The following is a 17646-nucleotide window of genomic DNA, read 5'->3' as shown; positions in this document are numbered from 1 at the left end:
CGTATGGGCGACACGGCTGCGGTGGCCGAGCGGGAGCAGGGTGCGGGGGATTCCGTCCCGGTCCGGCTCGCCGCCGTCTTCCTGCCCGCACCTCTGCCGCGGGACGGCCGGATCGCCTTCTGGGATCCCGAAGGCGGGCCCCTGCCGGCTGAGGACACCGAGCTCACTGTCGTACGACCCCATGGCGCGGGAGTACGGCGCAGAACCGCCCCCGCGCTGTCCCTCACGGTCGGCGAGGCCCTGCCCCTTCTCGTCCGCGCCCGGCGCGACCCGGCCGCCCACCCCGCCACCGCCTGCTGGGGTGCGGCCGCCCTGCACGCGTTGCGGCTCGCCGCACGAGGACGCCTGCTGCCGGGCCTGACGGCCACCGGTCTCGACGCCTGGCGGGCCGGCCCGCTCGACCCGGACGACATCGCGCACCTGAGGGCGGTCGCCGCCGCCCTGCCGTACGAGGGCCATGCGGTCCCGCTGCCCGGCCCGGGCCCGCTCCGGCTGCCCGAGCCGGAAGCGCTGATGCGCTCCTTCCTGGACGCGGTCGCGGACACCCTGCCCCGCACCCCCGCCGCACCGCACGCGTCCGGGAGGCCCTTCGCGGACCGCCGCCCGCAGCGTCTGCCCGACGCCCATGACTGGGCCGCGGAGGTCGCCGCCGGCATGGACGCGGGCGTGCGCGTCTCGCTCCGGCTGGACCTCTCGGCGTACGAGCTGTTCGACGGGGAGGAGGGCGTGCGCACCGTGGGCGCCGCGATCGTCCAGGTGCACAGCCTCGCCGACCCCACGGTGATCGCCGACGCGGCGGCCCTGTGGGCGGGCGAGGCGGACGCGGCTTTCGGCCCACGCGCACGTGTGGACGCGGCCCTCGCCGTGCGGCGCGCGGCCCGGATCTGGCCACCGCTGGACCGCCTGTCCGAGCAGGACGTGCCCGACGTCCTGGCGCTGTACGACGAGGAGTTGGGCGACCTGCTCGGCGTGGCGGCGACGCGACTCGCGGCGGCCGGGGTCGCCGTGCACTGGCCCCGGGACCTGGCCCAGGACCTGAGCGCGGCCGCGGTGGTGCGGCCCGCGCCGGGCTCGGCGACCGACGGCACCGGCTTCTTCGAGAGCGAGGAACTCCTGCAGTTCCGCTGGCAGTTGGCGCTCGGCGGCGACCCGCTCAGCGAGGCCGAGATGGACGCCCTCGCCGAGGCCCACCGCCCGGTGGTGCGCCTGCGGGACCGCTGGGTCCTGGTCGACCCCGCCCTCGTGCGCAAGGCCCGTAAGCGCGAACTGGGCCTGCTCGACCCGGTGGACGCCCTCTCCGTCGCGCTCAGCGGCAGCGCGGAGGTGGACGGTGAGACGGTCGAGGCGGTACCGGTCGGCGCCCTGGCCGCCCTCCGCGACCGCCTGACAGTGGGCGTACGCCCCGCAGAACCCCCACCAGGACTGCGGGCCACCCTCCGCGACTACCAACTCCGAGGCCTGTCCTGGCTGGACCTCATGACCTCCCTCGGCCTGGGCGGCTGCCTCGCCGACGACATGGGGCTCGGCAAGACGATCACGCTCATCGCATTGCACCTGAAGCGCGCCCGCACCGAACCGACCCTGGTGGTCTGCCCGGCCTCCCTGCTGGGCAACTGGCAGCGGGAGATCACCAGGTTCGCGCCCGGCGTCCCCGTCCGCCGCTTCCACGGCCCGGACCGCACCCTGGAGGACCTGGCGGGCGGCTTCGTCCTGACGACGTACGGCACGATGCGGACGACGGCACCGCGGCTGGCCGAGCAGCACTGGGGCATGGTCGTCGCGGACGAGGCCCAGCACGTCAAGAACCCGTACTCGGCGACGGCGAAGGCCCTGCGCACGATCCCGTCCCCCGCGCGCGTGGCCCTCACGGGCACCCCGGTGGAGAACAACCTGTCGGAGCTGTGGGCCCTCCTGGACTGGACGACACCGGGACTCCTGGGCCCCTTGAAGTCCTTCCGCGCCCGGCACGCGCGTGCGGTGGAGAACGGCGAGGACGAGGAAGCGGTGCAGCGACTGGCCCGCCTGGTCCGCCCGTTCCTCCTGCGCCGCAAGAAGTCCGACCCCGGCATCGTCCCCGAGCTGCCGCCCAAGACGGAGACGGACCATCCGGTGCCGCTGACCCGCGAACAGGCCGCGCTGTATGAGGCGGTGGTACGGGAGTCGATGCTGGTCATCGAGACATCGGACGGCATCGCGCGCAGGGGCCTGGTGCTGAAACTGCTGGGCGCGCTGAAGCAGATCTGCAACCACCCGGCGCTGTACCTGAAGGAGGAGACAGCGGCAGGGTCCGACGGCCGCCTGCTGGCCCGCTCCGGCAAACTCGCCCTCCTCGACGAGCTGTTGGACACGCTGCTGGCGGAGGACGGTTCGGCGCTTGTCTTCACGCAGTACGTCGGGATGGCCCGCCTGATCACCGCCCACCTGGCCGCTCGCGCGGTCCCGGTGGACCTGCTGCACGGCGGCACGCCGGTGCCGGAGCGCGAACGCATGGTGGACCGCTTCCAGAGCGGCGCGACGCCGGTCCTGGTGCTGTCACTGAAGGCGGCGGGCACCGGCCTGAACCTCACCCGCGCAGGTCATGTCATCCACTTCGACCGCTGGTGGAACCCGGCTGTCGAGGAACAGGCCACCGACCGCGCCTATCGCATCGGCCAGACCCAGCCGGTCCAGGTCCACCGCCTGATCACCGAGGGCACGGTCGAGGACCGCATCGCCGAAATGCTGGAAGCCAAGCGGGCGTTGGCCGACGCGATCCTCGGCTCCGGCGAGTCGGCCCTCACGGAACTGACTGACCGCGAGCTGTCCGACCTGGTGAGCCTGCGGAGGCCGTCATGACACCGGGGCCGGCCGACGAGGCGCGGCGGGCGTTGCGGGAGGCTCGTGAGCGGCGTGAGCAGGGAGAGCGGCGCGAGGGGGGAGAGCAGGGGGCCGGGGAGCCGGTGGTCGGGGGATCGGTGCGGGGGAGGACTGCGGGGGAGGAGTCGGCGGCTGAGGGGGATGCGGGACAGGAATCGGGGTCGGACAGGGCTGCCGGCGAGGCGGCGGTTACCGGCTTCCGCGTGGGGGAGGTGCCGTCGTCGGGTGATGCTGTTGGGGCGGAGTCGACGTCCGAGAGGTTGGTGGAGCGGGAGTCGGTTGCGGGTGGCCCTCCGGGGGAGATGGCGCGGTCGGGAGAATCCACGGGCGAGGCGTCAGCGCCTGGTGAACTCGCGGGGCGGGAGCCGGTGCGGGACTCGGGCGCGGTGCACGAGGCAGCGCCAGGTTCGGCCGTTGGACAGGAGGGGGACTCGGAGAAGTCCCTTGCGCGGGGCCGGGGTTCGGAGGGGGCCGGCGATGTCAAAGCGCGGCCCGGTGATGCTGCGCGTGCGGCGTTGCGTCGGGCCGTTTCCGCCAGGCGTGGCGAGGGCGTCGGCGGTCTGCATACCGATGCCGAGCTCTCCGGGACTGCCGCGGACGACGGTTCCGACAATGACGTGGTGAACGACGGCTCCGGCAGTGGAGTGTCGGCCGGGGACCGGTCGGGAAGTGCCTCCGGTGCGGCAGGCGGCGCGGACAGCCGCGGTGAGGCATCGCGGGCGGCCCGGCCGTCGGAGGCGAGTGCCGAGGCGGCTCCGGAGGCGGAGGCCCGGAGCACGGAGTCCGGGAGTGCGGAGGCCGGAACTGCGGGACCCCGTCCCGCTGATGTCGCCCGCGAGGCGTTGCGCGCTGCTCGGGCGGAGTCGCGCCAGGCGCGGATGGATGCCGAGCGGGCGGCAGTCGAGGCCGGGCGTCGGCCGCGCCGCCCCGTGCCGCCGAACGACCGGACCCGTGGCGGTGCGCCGCACCAAGCCGCCGGTGTACGGGCCCGTGAACTGCGGGAGTTGCTCGCCGACAGCTTCCGTATGCCCGACTCGGCGGCCGGGTCGGAGGAGGGGCGCGACGACAACGGAACCACGCGGGACCGGAGTTCGGGGTCGCGTACGTCCACGCAGGGCGAAGGCGCGAAGACAGCTGGGCGCACCAAGTCCCGTGCCGAGGCCGACAACTCCTCTGCCGAAGCGCACGGCGCCGACACCCCCCGTACCGACGCACATCAGGCCTACACACCCCGGACCAACACCGCACTCCCCACCCTTCCCCCAGCTCCGGACGACGCCGCCACTCAGTCCACCTTGGCAGCCACCCTCCGCCCGCACTCCATGGCCGCTCCCTCCCGCGACAGCGAGTTGCGCCGCACCTTCCCCGCCTTCCCGGCGCACGCTTCCGCCGCCCCTTCAGCCGGCGCAGACCCGGACTCGGCGACTTCCTTCGCCGAGACCTGGTGGGGAAATGCCTGGGTCACGGCCTTGGAGGAGGGCGCGCTGGACGCCAAGCGGCTTGCGCGTGGGCGGAGTTACGCCGAGCAGGGGCATGTGGACGCCATCACGGTGACACCGGGGCTCGTGCTCGCGTATGTGCAGGGCAGCCGCCCGCGCCCGTACCGCGTACAGGTGCGGCTGCGGACGCTGGACGACGAAGACTGGGCGCGGTTCCTGGACGCCGCCGCCGAGCGGCCGGGGCACATCGCGGCGCTGCTCGACAAGGAGTTGCCGCACTCCCTCGCCGACTGCGGAGTGCCGTTGCTGCCGGGCCCGCGGGACCTCGACCCGCACTGCAGCTGTCCCGACCGCGGCCACCCCTGCAAACACGCGGCCGCCCTCTGCTATCAGACGGCACGCCTGCTCGACGCCGACCCCTTCGTCCTGCTCCTGCTGCGTGGCCGCGGTGAACGCGAGCTGCTGGACGCCCTCTCCCGCCTGAGCGCCGCCCGAGCGGCCCGCGCCGCCCAGGAGAAGGAACCGGCCCCGCTCCCCGGCGTCCGTGCCACCGAGGTCGTCCTCGCGAACCGTCAACTTCCGCCGCTGCCAGCGCCGTTGCCGACACCCCCGCACCCCGAGCAGCCCCCGGTCTATCCGGCGGCCCCCGGCGGCCCCGACCCCTTCGCACTGGACCAGCTGGCGACCGACGCCGCCGCGCGCGCCCACGCCCTGCTCGCCACCGGCCGCGACCCGGTGGCGGAGCTGACGCTGTGGCAGGACGCGGTCCGCCTCGCCGCCGCCCGCCCAGGCTCCGGCCTCACCGCCGGCACCCGCGCGCTGTACGCCGCGCTCGCCTCCGCCGCCGACCGCACCCCGGCGGAGCTGGCGCGCGCGGTCGCCGCCTGGCGGCAGGGCGGGCTCGAAGGGCTGGCCGTCCTCGAGGAACCCTGGGACCCACCGGCCGGCCGCTTCGACCGAGCCCGCCCCCTCCTCCTCGCCGCCGACCTCCCGGCCTTCCGCCCCTGGCGCAACCACCTCACCCACCCCCGCGCTCATGTCCAACTCCGCCTGGGCCGCGACGGCTTGTGGTACGCCTACGAATCGGAACCGGGCCACGACGACTGGTGGCCCCGCGGCACCCCCGACCTGGACCCGGTGGGCGCCCTCACCGGCCTGGGCACACCGAACGACCTCTGAGTCCACGACGGCCTGGCGCTTCGCGTCACCTGACACCGCTTCGCTGGGCACGGTCACAGCCTGAGAGCGCCCAACGACCGCTGAACCCCGGGCAGTTGACGCCCCGCGCCGCCCGACCCCGCCCTGACGGGACCGCCTCACAAGGCTCGCCGTATGCCGAAAGGTCCCTGGCCCGGGACAATCCCGCCCCGGCTCGACTCCGCAGTTTCCCCACCCCCGCCCACCACACCCTCGTACGATGGCGCCCATGATCCTCAGCCGACGTCGCCCCGCCGCTCCGCGGTACCGCGCGCTCGCGTCGTGTCGCTGTTGTTGATCCTTCGCGTGATTCCTGCCGCATAACAGCCGTTCCAGGACGGCCACTTCAGCGTTTCCCACGCTCCCCGCGCGCCCGCGCCTCCGCGTTCTTCGCGCCCCGCCCAGGCCTCGCCCACCTCCTCGTACGGAAGGCAGACCCATGCGCACCCCCCGATCCGCCGTATCCACCGCATCCGTCGAATCCACCTACGACCGCCGCAGACTCCGCCAATGGCTCGCCGGCGAAGCCCGTGCCGACGGTGTCTCCCGGCGGGACATGCTCCGGCTTCTCGCCGCAGCCGGAGCCGCCACAGCCGTGCCCCTCGCCCTCAACACCCCCGCCGCGGCCGCGACTTCGCCCGGGATCGTCAAGCCGTTGCCCGACGACTGGTTCACCGTCCGCGGTACGAACGCCGAGACCAAGTTCGCCTCCCTCGCCGGTACCGGCTACCACACCCCGGTCGACCACTTCTTCGTCCGGAACCACACCTCCACCCCCGTCCTGGACGCCGCCGACTGGACCCTCACCGTCCACGGCGACGGTCTGACCCACGACCGCACCGTCGAGTTCAGCCTCGACGACCTGAAGAAGCTCCCCGCCGTCACCCGCACCGCATTCGTGGAGTGCGCGGGCAACGGGCGCAGCTTCTTCACCGGCCAACAGGGGCAGACCGTCACCGGCACGGCCTGGACGCTCGGTGCGATCGGTACCGCCAGGTGGCGGGGCGTACGGCTCGCCGACGTGCTCCGGCGCGCGGGGCTCGGGCGACACGCCGTCGACGTCATGCCCCGCGGACTCGACCCCGACTACGTGACCGCCGACGGCACCGATCTCGGCCGGGTCCGCCGCCCCCTGCCCGTCTCCAAGGCCCTCGACGACGTGCTGCTGGCGTACGAGATGAACGGCGAGCCGCTGCCGTACGACCACGGTCACCCCGTACGCGTCCTCGTGCCGTCCTGGATCGGGATCTCCTCGATCAAGTGGGTCGGCGACATCGAGGTGTCCGCGCAGCCGCTGTACTCGCCCTGGAACACCGACTTCTACCGGCTGTTCGGGGACTCCTATCCGGAGGGCGGCAGCGCGCCCCTGGCCCGGCAGACGATCAAGAGCGCCTGGGAGCTGGCCTGGGACGCGAACCTCGACGCCGCCACCGAGCATCGGCTCACCGGCCGCTCCTGGTCCGGCCACGGCGGGATCGTCCGCGTCGACGTCAGCACCGATGGCGGTACGAGCTGGCGCCGCGCGCGGCTGCACGACGCCCCGCAGCGGAACGGATGGGTCCGATGGTCCGTCGACTGGCGGGCGCCGGCCCCGGGGGTGTACACGCTCCTCGCCCGCGCCACCGACACGACCGGCCGTACCCAGCCCGACACCACCGTCCTCAACACCCAGGGATACCTCTTCGACGCCGTGGTCCGGCATCCGGTGAAGGCGGTGTGAGGGTTCACCGGCGATACGCGGGAGTCAGGTGTGGGGACTGGGGGCCCAGCGCACGGACGGCAAGAAAGGGCGGTTAGCGTGGAGCGGTGAGTGAGACGAAGACCCCTGCCCTCCAGTACCGCTTCGACGGCCCGGAAGACGCCCCGGTCCTCATCCTCGGTCCCTCGCTCGGCACGACCTGGCACATGTCGTAGAAACCGTCCACGGGCGTCCATTTGGCCCAGGGGGAACACGTAAGTACAGGTCAGAGCCTTGTGGCATGAGTGTGTCCGCGGGGTTGGTGACACGCCTGTGATTGCTCGTGACATGTGAGGGCCCCCGTCGGCTTGCTCCGGCGGGGGGTGCCTCTATGTCTTTGGTCAAGCGAGGCGTGGGGTTCTGGGTTCGTAGAAGGTGCCGTCGCGGAGCATCGCGAAGAGCACGTTGATGCGTTGTCGGGCCAGGCGGAGAAGTGCCTGGGTGTGGGTCTTTCCGCGGGCCCGGCATCGGTCGTAGTAGGTGCGGGAGGCGGGGTCGTGCAGCGCGGCGAACGCGGACAGGAACATCGCGCGTTTCAGGACGCGGTTGCCGCCGCGGGGTGCGTGTTCGCCGTGGATCGAGGTCCCGGACGACTTCGTGGTCGGCGCGAGGCCGGCGTAGGAGGCCAGGTGGGCTGCGGTGGGGAAGCTGGTGCCGTCGCCGACGGTGACCAGCAGGGTGGCGGCGGTCCTGACGCCGACGCCGGGCAGCGACGTCAGGAGCTGGGAAAGGGTGTGCCTCCAGAAGGGCTGTGATCTGGGCTTCTGTGGCCCGGCGTTGTTCGTGGACGGCGCTGAGGGAGCGGGCCAGGGAGGGAATGACGATGTCGAGGGTGCCGGTGCCCGGGACGACGACGGTCTGCTCGTCGAGTGCCTCGAAGACGTCGTCGATCAGCCGCGTGGCCATGCGCGGGGCCTTGGGGCGGATCACCTCGACGAGTTTGCGGCGTCCAGCTTTTCGCAGGGCGGCTGGGGATCCGTAGCGTTCGAGGAGCCAGGTGACGGCCTGGTGGTCGAGCCGGGGGCCGAGGACGCGTTCCAGGGACGGGTGGAACTGGGTGAGCAGGCCGCGGATCCGGTTGCTGGTGCGGGTGGCCTCGGCGGCCAGGTCCTGGTCGAAGCCGACGAGGACCGTGAGTTCAGCGGTGATCTCGTCGGTGAGTTCCAGCGAGCGCAGGGTGTGCGGCATGGTGCGGGCCGCGTCGGCGATGACGGCCGCGTCGCGGGCGTCGGTCTTGGCCTCGCCGGGGTAGAGGTCGGCGATCCGCCGCATCGACAGGCCGGGCAGGTAGGCGACCTTGCAGCCAGCATCCCGGGCCACCGTCAGCGGCAGGGCGCCGATCGAGGCGGGCTGGTCCACGATCACCAGGACGGTGCCGAACTTGGTCTTCAGCTTCTCGAAGACGTCCCGCAGTTTCGGCTCGGTGTTCGGCAGCTGCTTGTCGAAGACCTTCTTGCCGCCCGGGGTGAGTCCGTGGCCGTGGTGGTGGCTCTTGCCGACGTCCAGGCCCAGGAAGACGCCTATCTCGTCACTGTCGTTCAAGCCGTCCTCCGATGCGGGGTTGTGCGGTGCTGGCCGGGGCGTTGGCGTCGTGCGCGCATCCACGTTATGCAGACCTGCCGCCTACGAAGGCCGGGCGTTGCGCTCGGCCGGGCGGTAGTCGGACCTCTCATCAGCGTCTCCAACGGCGCCTCTCGGGCCCGGTGGCACCACCCCCCAGGTCATGCCCTCGACAGGGGGGAACAGCCATGCCGGGCCCGGAGGCCAGCGGTCCTCTTGCAGGACCGCGGAAAACATAACGGGGGCGACCTCGCCCCCGCCGACTTGCTGCGGCGGGACGTCGTCGTGCAGTTGCTCATGACGGATTGGGGCTTGCACTGGAGGCTCTGCTGGCAGGTGGTAGGTATCCAGCGCGTCGGACCTGCCGGACGGACTGCGTCAGATTGGCTTCGTCATCTCCTCCATGATTTCCGGCAGTCTGCGCAGCCTGGATACCGTCTGGTTAAGGAGCCGCACGGTCCTATCGGCCTGCTGCCGGCCGATGGGTTGGGTGACAGACACCGCCCGGCTCTGGTCCGCGAGGTTGCCGAGGATTTCGCCGATTGATGTGCGGCGCCCTTCTCGCGACCTGGTCTCCTCGTCACCGGCCAAAAGGTTCTCAGAAGAGTCGTTTTGCAAGGTCGGCAACTGCGGGTCCGTCAGCGGTGGCGAGCAGCGCTCGGAGGTCTGCGCAGGCATCCTTATGAGCGGCGGAGCCCATGCCCGTTTTTCGCAGTGCTTTAGCCCAGCTGACATCGTCGCCGGTGTGGGGTGTGAGCATTGCTAGGCCGGGTTCGCCCTCAACTCGGGTGGTGAGGGCACCTTGCAGAGCGGGCCAGCGAGCGGTGACCTCGGCGAGGGTGATGAGGTGCATAGCGTCTTCGACAGAGAGGGCTTGTGTGGTGCCGTCTTTTGTAGGCGAGGACGCGGAGGTAGAACTGCCACACAGTCAGAAGTCTCTTGGCTTCCCGAATGGACAGGTGGCGCTGGGCGCTCAGTCTGTCCTGCAGGCGGTTACGAGTTACTGAGTGTGTTTCCAAGGCGAGCACGTGGGTTTCGAGTTCGGGCTGAGGTGCTGTCATGTCTGCTGACATCAGGTTCACTGCTGGGGGTTCGACTGCTGAGGTTGTAGGTGTAGTTGGGGCGGTGGATGTGGTGTGGAGCTCGGGAGATTCGCCGACCGGGCCCAGCAGGCTGCTCGTGGCGGCGACGAGGCTGTTGGGGGCGATGGGGGGCAGGGTGACGGGGAGTTGGATGAGTTTCCGCAGGAAGGTCCACCCCCAGGATGGGTCTTGGTGGCCTGCCTGTCCTTGCGTTGAGGCGAGATCGGAGTAGGCGCGGTCGAGGTGTGCTGCGACGACTGCGGAGTCCAGTCCGAGAACGAAGCGGCATGGCACCGCGTTCGGCTCGGCGTATCGATGTGGGGAGTGGAGGGCTCCGGACAGGAAGAGGTTGATGGCCTCGAAGACTTCCGCGGTGGCGCGGGCAGAGCAGCGGTCTAGATCGTCGATGAACACGATGAGTTCGCGGCCACTGGACCAGATCGTTTTCAGGAGGTCGCTGATGTCGTGCTGGATGAGATAGAGGTAGCCGGACCGGGCGTTGTAGTAGGGGTCGCGCAGCGCGTTGTCTGATCCGGATGCTGGAGCGGCAAAGGCACCGCTGAGCACGGGGCCATCGAGGATCTCTCCTGGCAGGAAGGAGTGCGCCCGGCCCAGAAGGAATCGAAGGACCGTGTGTACTACCCCTATGGACAGTAGAAGCAGGGGAAGGCCGATGGCCAGGAGTGCGGCGTTCACGTTGTGTCCAGACCACCTGTAGTGGGTATCTTCTTTGGCCAGTTGTGCCACGACTGGGACGACCAAGGCAAAGACGCCCACCCGCAGTAGCGGCGAGAGAAGCCGCCGACTAACGGTGCGGCGCAGGTGATGGCGGTCGAGTCGTTCTGCGTTACGGCGTAGCCAGTACGCTTCGCGGTCGCGGCCAGCGGAGCCTTGCGCCGAGCGTGAGGCTTCCACGATCTCGCGAGAGAGCCCGGCCCAGATCTGGTCGCTGGTTTGATACGCCCAGGGGTTGAAGCGAACCGTTACCACCGTGCGAGAGGTTGGCGGAGGGGAGGGCGTGCCGTGCAGCAGAGGCCACCTGCTGCGCTTGCTATTGGCGTCCGCCCGGCGTTGGCTGAGCAGGAACCTGATAGCCGAGCGCACGGGCAGGTTGCGGCGGCGCAGCCGTGGCAACCAACTGTGTGCCTCATCCTTCCAGTGCTGCCAGCGGCCGACGGAGGCCGGAAGCACGTCGTGCTGGCGGGCAATGACCTCCTTCTCAATGAGTTGCATAAGCGTGGATTTGCCTGACCCCCACGGCCCCTCGATCGCTACGACAGAGGGGCCGGTACCGTCCTCCGTAATCAGTCCATCCGCCGGCGAGGAGCCCTCCTCGGTCGGCGTGAGCAGGTCGGCCACCGCGGACACCAGGGCCATGCGATCTAGCAGGTCGCTGCTGGCCGGCCGGTCGGCGAAGCCTCTGAAGTGCACGGTGCCCTTGTGTAGGTCCGATCCGTCAGACGAGTCCCCCAGGGTGGCCTCCCGCTCCAGTTGCTCGTGTTCGAAGCGGGCCAGGAGATCGGCGGAGGGGTCGAGCAGGGCCGAGCGCAGGACATCGGGGTGTGCGTCAAGCTGCTGATCGAGCCAGTTCGCGCCCAACCAGTCACCGAGGAATGGGAAACTCCCGCGCAGTTCGTGAAACCACTGCAGATCACGTGGCGTGGGGTCCACGGCGCACACCAAGTGCCACTTGTCCGGAGGGTTCCTGGCCGCCACTCTTTCCAGAGTTTGGCGGACCTGGCGACGGCGGCTGGTGGTCATGGCCCCAGCGAAGGCTTTGATCTCGTAGGCCACACGCTCGCCGGTCTCAGTCTCCGCCACCACGTCGACGCCGACTTCGGGTCGTCCGACGCCGTCCGAAGGCACGCGTGCGCGAGGGTCCACTTGCAGCAACAGCTTGGTGACCAAGGCATGAAACTGCTGGTAGTTGGCTGTAAGGCGGTCCCATGGGTAGCTCACCGGTCAACGATACGATCATGGCGAAACCCTCGCGCTGCTTTGCCTCGAATCACCCGTCAGCATCAGCCAGGCGCTGCGCTGCGGCCAAAAAGCTGGCCAGGCCCTACCTACGGGCTGTCATCCAGCCACCCTTCGCCAACTACGTTGCCCATGGTGAGGAGTCTGGTGCAGCTTTGGGTGACAGGTTCGGTCACGCGGCCTGGAGGGCCGGTGTGGTCATGACGCTCTCGAATTCGACGGGGGTCAGCCGGCCGAGCGAAGCTTGTCTGCGGCGTCGGTGGTAGATCCTCTCGATCCATGTCACGATCGCGATCCGCAGTTCTTCGCGGGTGGCCCACGATCGACGGTCGAGGACGTTCTTCTGCAGCAGGCTGAAGAAGGACTCCATGGCCGCATTGTCGCCTGCCGCCCCGACCCTCCCTATTGAGCCGACGATCCGGTGACGATCGAGCGCCCGGACGAACTTCCGTGACCGGAACTGGGCGAGTTCAATTGGTCGTTGCAACACCGGGCTGTTGCAGCGAGCGCAGCTGCTCTTGTCGGGGTACTGGCTCACGTACACAGGTCGGTACAGGCTCAAATGCAAAGATCCAAATGCCTCAACCGAGCCACAAGCAGTGGGTGGTGGGGCCGCCCGATGAGGGAGTCTATGGGCCACTCCGAGTGGTCAAGGGCGCCTACGGCGGCGCTCCGCGCTGGGCTCCGCCCACCCTGGACAACTCGTCCCGGCCCGGAATTCGGCAGCTATCAGCCGGCCCCCAACGAGTGGCACCCGGCCTTTGTACGTGAGCTTGTACCGGCCTCTGCGCATGACCTTGTACGCCGACAGCTCTTCGAAGACCTCGGCCGGCGTCCGCCAACGACGCCTCCACCGTCGTGACCCCCGTGGCGATCAGCCGCCAGAACTGGCGCTGCACGACTCGAGACGGATCAGGCCGCCCCGGCGAACGCATCGCCGGCTGCAACGCACGATCAGCGCGCCACTGCCGACGCCGACCCTCCGGAACATCGCTGGTCTTCAAACTCCAGTCCGCCGTGGCCACGTCGCACACCTCCGAGATCAAAGTGTTGCGACGACCAGTTGAATTCACCCTGCGACCCGCGATCGCTGTGCAGAATGCACCCGTCGACGTGTCCACGCCGGGCGACAGCGTTGTTGAGGGCTGTGACGGCCAGGCGGGACTTCATCCGCGTGTCCATCGAGTAGCCGACGATCCTGTTGCTGAAGACATCCTTGACCGCGCACAGATACAACTTGCCTTCGCTGGTGGCATGTTCGGTGATGTCGGCGAGCCACAGCCGGTTCGGGCCATCCGCGGTGAAGTCACGGCGGACCAGGTCGTCGTGCACCGGCGGGCCGGCCTTCCTGGTTGCCGGGCCACCTCGGCCGCCACGGGCGGCCCACCTCGCGGCAGCCCCAGCACCACCACCTCCTGACTGCGCAGCTCCTGCAGCCCTTCGGCCAACGGCCGCCCGGCAGCCCCGCGGTCGTCGTAGCGCATACACCGGCTCCCGCGCCCATCAGGGCGGGAGCCTGTCCCGTCGGTTGGCTCTACAGGAAGAAGTCGTACCACTCGATGGTGGTGCCGATGAGGCTGGCGGCGACGATGCGGCGGAGGTTCGCGGCTGGTGGGGGAGCGGTGGTTCTGGAGGCCATGTGCGCCACTTCCTCGAGTGCGGTGGGGACGGGTATGTGTTGGCACACCGTAGAAACGTGCAGGTCAGGCGCACATGTGGTGGGGTACCATAGTTCGGGGCGTGGTTATGCGTCGGACCGCCATGCCCGCTCGCGGCGCGGCGGCTGAGAGGCTTGGAGAGCGGGGCGAAATCAGTGCTGTCCGGGAAGCGTAGTTGGGGGTGCTTTGACGGTGGCGTGCTGACTCCCGTGCTTCCCACGTCATCACCCGTGTTCGTCTCTCCCGTGCTGACTTGGTGCTGACTACGCTCCGTAGAACTCGGGCATCGGGGGCGGATCGGGTCCAGAGCTGCGTTGCGGTTCTGCGCCTTGGGGGCTGAGGGGCGAGCGAGGGTCGCTCGCGGTTGAAGCGCCCGAATGGCGGCGTGGCGGTCGCCTCCTTGTCTTCGAGGACGAGTCCGTTGTGCAGCGCTGCCGCATCGTTCTCTTCCAGCCGGACCCCGGCGGTGCCCCCATTCCTTGCCCTTCGCCTGGTGACAAGTCAGGCCGGGGACCAGTTGGTCGTGCATGTTTGTTCGAAGGTTTGACGGGCAGTCTCGGGGACCCCATGCTCCAGCCGGGCTTCTGTATTTCTCCTGTTCAACGGCCTGACTGTGGGGAGCGCAGTGGGGCTCGGCATGGGCGGGATGGTCTGGGGGCTGTCCCATCAACGTGTGCTCACGCCGCATTTGCTGACAGCGTCGGGCACGTGCCTGATGGTGACGCCTCCATCGGGACCGGTTCACCGCGTGGTCGCGGCGTGCAGGCATCGCTCCCTCCGTCACCTGGAACCACGCGGACTAGGACATGCAGCGGCACTACCACCGCCGCCAATGTCGTCCCGGAGTGGGGCGGAGTACGCACCGAGGGTGTCAAACCGCGCATCGACGTTATGCGCGATTACGTGTACGCCGACACGGCGGTCCCCGACTCCCTCATGCAACCATCGGGCCCAACGTGACAAACGGCGAGTGAGCCGCCACAGCCGGCAGTATTCCCAACCTCGGGTCCCGGGTGGCGACCGTGGGGCATTGGCGAGGCAGCCAGTTCTCCCGCGCGTAATCATTTTCATGCGGGAACTGCCCGCCGAGCCGGACGGCGCCGGCGTGCACCCGGGCTGGTTCTGTGGCATCCACGGATCCGCTCTCGGCAAGCGGACGGGAACCTTCACCAGGGCGGGACAGGGGGCTCCCGGATCGCCATCGACGACAGGCTCTATCTGTCCGTGCCTTCGAGCCCCACTGTGGCGAGTCTTCCCCACCTACTGCGACCGGCACCACGGTAGCGGCGGCGATGGCGCCTGCTGAATCCGACACACTTGTGCTCGCCTCCGACGGCGGCACTGGCCGTGTTGCCCTGCATTGTCGGACCCGAGGGCCTGGCCGGAAAGTTACGCCCTCCGCCCTAGAGTGCAGTCAAAATTGTTGACGATATTTTCAACTTCGCCCACGCTACCCGTTTGGTGGCGCCGCAGCTCGGAGCTGCGCGCCTGAGACCGAAAGGGGCAATTCATGCGTAGGTCCTCAGCCCGTGGCCTTCCTGGCTTCCCACGTCGGACGAGATCGACCGCTGTCGCCTGCGTGGCGGTCGCGGCGATGTTCGCTTCGCTCCTGGGTGCGAGTTCCGCGAGCGGCACGACGGCATCCCGCCCCGCGGTCACAGCGGACGGCCTGGCGGACCTGCCCGCCGTAACGCCTGTGATGGAGTGCGCGGATGTGGCGGGCCTCGACCTCGACGGCGTCACCGACGCCTCGGTCACGATCTCTTCAGCGAAGGTCGTGACGACGGACGTGTCCGCCCCGTACTGCGAGGTGCGCGGAGCCATCGCTCCGGCGAACACCATTGTCATTCGCCTGCCGGTCAACGGCTGGACCCAGCGTTACGTCCAGACCGGCTGTGGTGGCCTGTGCGGCAGCGCCAACATCAACTACGGCCAGGCGTCGACCTGTCCGGTTGTCGAGGACGGCACGGTCGCCAGCGCCACGACGGACATGGGCCACCAGGGGCTCAACGACGGCTCGTGGGCCTTGAACAACCCGCAAGCGCAGATCGACTTCGCCTACCGGAGCGTGCACGTCACGTCCCAGGTCGCCAAGGCGGTCATCGGTCGGTTCTATGGCATGCGCCCCGCCTACTCCTACTTCACGGGCTGCTCCGACGGCGGCCGTGAGGCCCTGATGGAGGCGCAGCGCTACCCCGACGACTTCGACGGCATATCGGCCGGTGCGCCCGCAAACAACATGGTCGTTCAGAACACCTTCCACCATGCGTGGAACGTCCTCACGAACAAGGGCGCGGACGGTGACTACATCCTCCTCGCCGACAAGCTACCCGTGATCCACCAGGCTGTGCTGGACGCCTGCGACGCGCTGGACGGCCTGAAGGACGGCTTGCTCGACGACCCGCGCCAGTGCGACTTCGACCCCAAGACGCTGGTGTGCGAGGCCAGCCAGGCCTCGTCGACCTGCCTCACCGAGGCCCAGGCAGGCGTCGTCCAGCGTCTGCATGACGGTGCCACGGACGCGAAGGGCCGCAAGCTGGAGCCGGAGATCGCCCACGAGTGGGGTTCCGAGCTGGAATGGACGCTGTTCGTCCCGGCCCGCCAGGGCCAGACGGTGGCCAGCGAGAACTTCGTGACGTCGTTCACCCGCTACCTCGCCCACACCAACGCCCCCGACCCGGACTTCCGGCTCTCCGACCTGGAGTTCACGGTGGACTCGTTCTGGAGGACGGTCCAGTCCTCCAGCTACCTCGCCGCCCTGGACCCCGACCTCAGCGCCTTCGCCAAGAGCGGCGGCAAGCTGCTCCTCTGGCACGGCTGGAACGACCAGCACATCTCACCGCAGGGGACGCTGGCGTACTACGACGCCCTGCGCGAGGCGGTGGGGGCGAAGAAGGCCGACAGCTTCGCCAAGCTCTACCTCTTCCCGGGAGTGGCGCACTGCGGCGGCGGCGAGGGCCCGAACACGTTCGACGTCCTCACCCCGGTGATGGCGTGGACGGAAACCGCGACCAGGCCGGGGAAGATCATCGCGTCGAAGATCACGAACGACACGGTGACGCGAACGCGGCCGGTTTTCCCGTACCCCCAGGTCGCCCGTTATGACGGCACGGGCAGCGTGGACGACGCGTCGAACTTCGTGGCGCACACGCCCCACACCAAGCCCGACGTGGACGCCTACGCATGGGTGGGCGAGCGGCTGTTCTCCTCCGACTACCAGACCTGGTGCAAGGTTGTGGACGGCAACCTGGTCTGTCGGCCGAAGCGGACGTGGCTGACGCAGCGGGCCGCGTAGAAGGTGCCGGGGCGGCCGACAGGATCGGCCGCCCTCGCTGATTCGCGTCCGCTGTGACGGGCCAGCTCGGAGGCCCAACTCATGCCTTCGCGAGCGCGCTGGCTCTCCAGCGAGGCGCGCCCTGTTGCGGGAACCGGAGGCGCCGGCGCTTCGACGGATACGACGGTGAAACCGGCGACGCCGATCAGGAATTCGTTGCCCATTGGGGGACCCCGTGGGTCATGGGCCATGACGGCTACGGACGGATCACCGCCGTCGGCAGCGACGTACGGGACCGCCAGGTGGGTCAGAGCGTGGTCATCGAACCCAACTACGCCTGCCTGAAGTGCGCGGATTGCCTCACCGGCTTGACCTCGGCCTGCCCGCACTGGGCCATCGTGGGCCTGAACGTCCCGGGTGTCCTCGCCGAACGCGTCGCCCTCCCCGCGCACTTCGCCCACCCCGTCCCCGACGGCCTGACCGGCGCCGACCTGGCCGCCACCGAGCCGTACACCGTGGCCCGGGCCGCCGTACGGCGCAGTGGCGTGACGGCAGCCGACCGCTGCCTGGTCGTCGGCGCCGGGGCACAGGGCCTGCTGACCTGCCTCATCCTCGCCCGCCTCGGCATCGAACCGGTCGTCACCGAACCACACCCGCAACGGCTCGCCCGTGCCGAACGGCTGGGCGCGACACCCGACGACGGCCGCACCGGATTCACATACGTCTTCGAGACGTCCGGCCACGCACCCGCCCTGCGCCCGGCCGTGGACCGCGCCGACCCCGGCGCCACCTTCGTCCTGGTCGGCCTCAACTCCCACCGACTGCCGCTCACCACCGACGACGTGGTCCGCCGCCAGCTGATGCT

At 69.7% G+C, this 17646-nt stretch carries 6 protein-coding genes and 5 pseudogenes; 5 read left to right on the top strand and 6 right to left on the bottom strand.

The window, feature by feature from the left end:
• Positions 1-3: 3 nt before the first annotated feature.
• From ACFY1L_RS05930 to ACFY1L_RS05920, 3 genes are all read left to right on the top strand, one after another.
• Positions 4-2835, top strand: coding sequence for an SNF2-related protein (locus ACFY1L_RS05930; protein WP_388818680.1), 2832 nt, complete (start codon positions 4-6; stop codon positions 2833-2835).
• A gap of 638 nt (positions 2836-3473) precedes the next feature.
• Positions 3474-5474: an SWIM zinc finger family protein gene (locus tag ACFY1L_RS05925; RefSeq protein WP_388819000.1), complete on the top strand. Its 2001-nt coding sequence runs from the start codon at positions 3474-3476 to the stop codon at positions 5472-5474.
• A 457-nt stretch (positions 5475-5931) separates the two neighbouring features.
• The gene (locus ACFY1L_RS05920; protein ID WP_388818677.1) at positions 5932-7212 is read left to right on the top strand and encodes a sulfite oxidase; all 1281 of its coding nucleotides are present in this window, start codon (positions 5932-5934) and stop codon (positions 7210-7212) included.
• Positions 7213-7571: 359 nt separating this feature from the next.
• Here ACFY1L_RS05920 and ACFY1L_RS05915 read toward each other — a convergent pair.
• The 6 genes and pseudogenes from ACFY1L_RS05915 to ACFY1L_RS05890 all read right to left on the bottom strand — a co-directional run.
• Positions 7572-8772: pseudogene (locus tag ACFY1L_RS05915) on the bottom strand (IS110 family transposase).
• Positions 8773-9168: 396 nt separating this feature from the next.
• Complete coding sequence (locus tag ACFY1L_RS05910; protein WP_388818674.1) at positions 9169-9468, bottom strand: hypothetical protein; 300 nt, start codon at positions 9466-9468, stop codon at positions 9169-9171.
• A gap of 101 nt (positions 9469-9569) precedes the next feature.
• Entirely contained in the window at positions 9570-11831 is a 2262-nt protein-coding gene (locus ACFY1L_RS05905; RefSeq protein WP_388818671.1) for a P-loop NTPase fold protein, read from the bottom strand.
• Positions 11832-12021: 190 nt separating this feature from the next.
• Positions 12022-12315: pseudogene (locus ACFY1L_RS05900) on the bottom strand (integrase core domain-containing protein); the annotation flags it as partial.
• A gap of 373 nt (positions 12316-12688) precedes the next feature.
• Positions 12689-12853, bottom strand: a pseudogene (locus ACFY1L_RS05895) (IS30 family transposase); the annotation flags it as partial.
• A 70-nt stretch (positions 12854-12923) separates the two neighbouring features.
• A pseudogene (locus ACFY1L_RS05890) lies at positions 12924-13199 on the bottom strand (DDE-type integrase/transposase/recombinase); the annotation flags it as partial.
• A gap of 1902 nt (positions 13200-15101) precedes the next feature.
• On the opposite strand from ACFY1L_RS05890, the gene ACFY1L_RS05885 reads away from it, so the two are divergent.
• Together ACFY1L_RS05885 and ACFY1L_RS05880 are read left to right on the top strand one after the other, a co-directional pair.
• Entirely contained in the window at positions 15102-16802 is a 1701-nt protein-coding gene (locus ACFY1L_RS05885; protein WP_388818668.1) for a tannase/feruloyl esterase family alpha/beta hydrolase, read from the top strand.
• 221 nt (positions 16803-17023) lie between these two features.
• Positions 17024-17638 (top strand): annotated as a pseudogene (locus ACFY1L_RS05880) (zinc-binding dehydrogenase); the annotation flags it as partial.
• Between the last annotated feature and the right edge of the window lie 8 nt (positions 17639-17646).

Source organism: Streptomyces sp. NPDC001663, from assembly GCF_042893105.1.
Classification (GTDB): Bacteria; Actinomycetota; Actinomycetes; order Streptomycetales; family Streptomycetaceae; genus Streptomyces.
The sequence above is the reverse complement of the archived record's forward strand: the minus strand, read 5'-3'. Positions and strand labels throughout refer to the sequence as shown.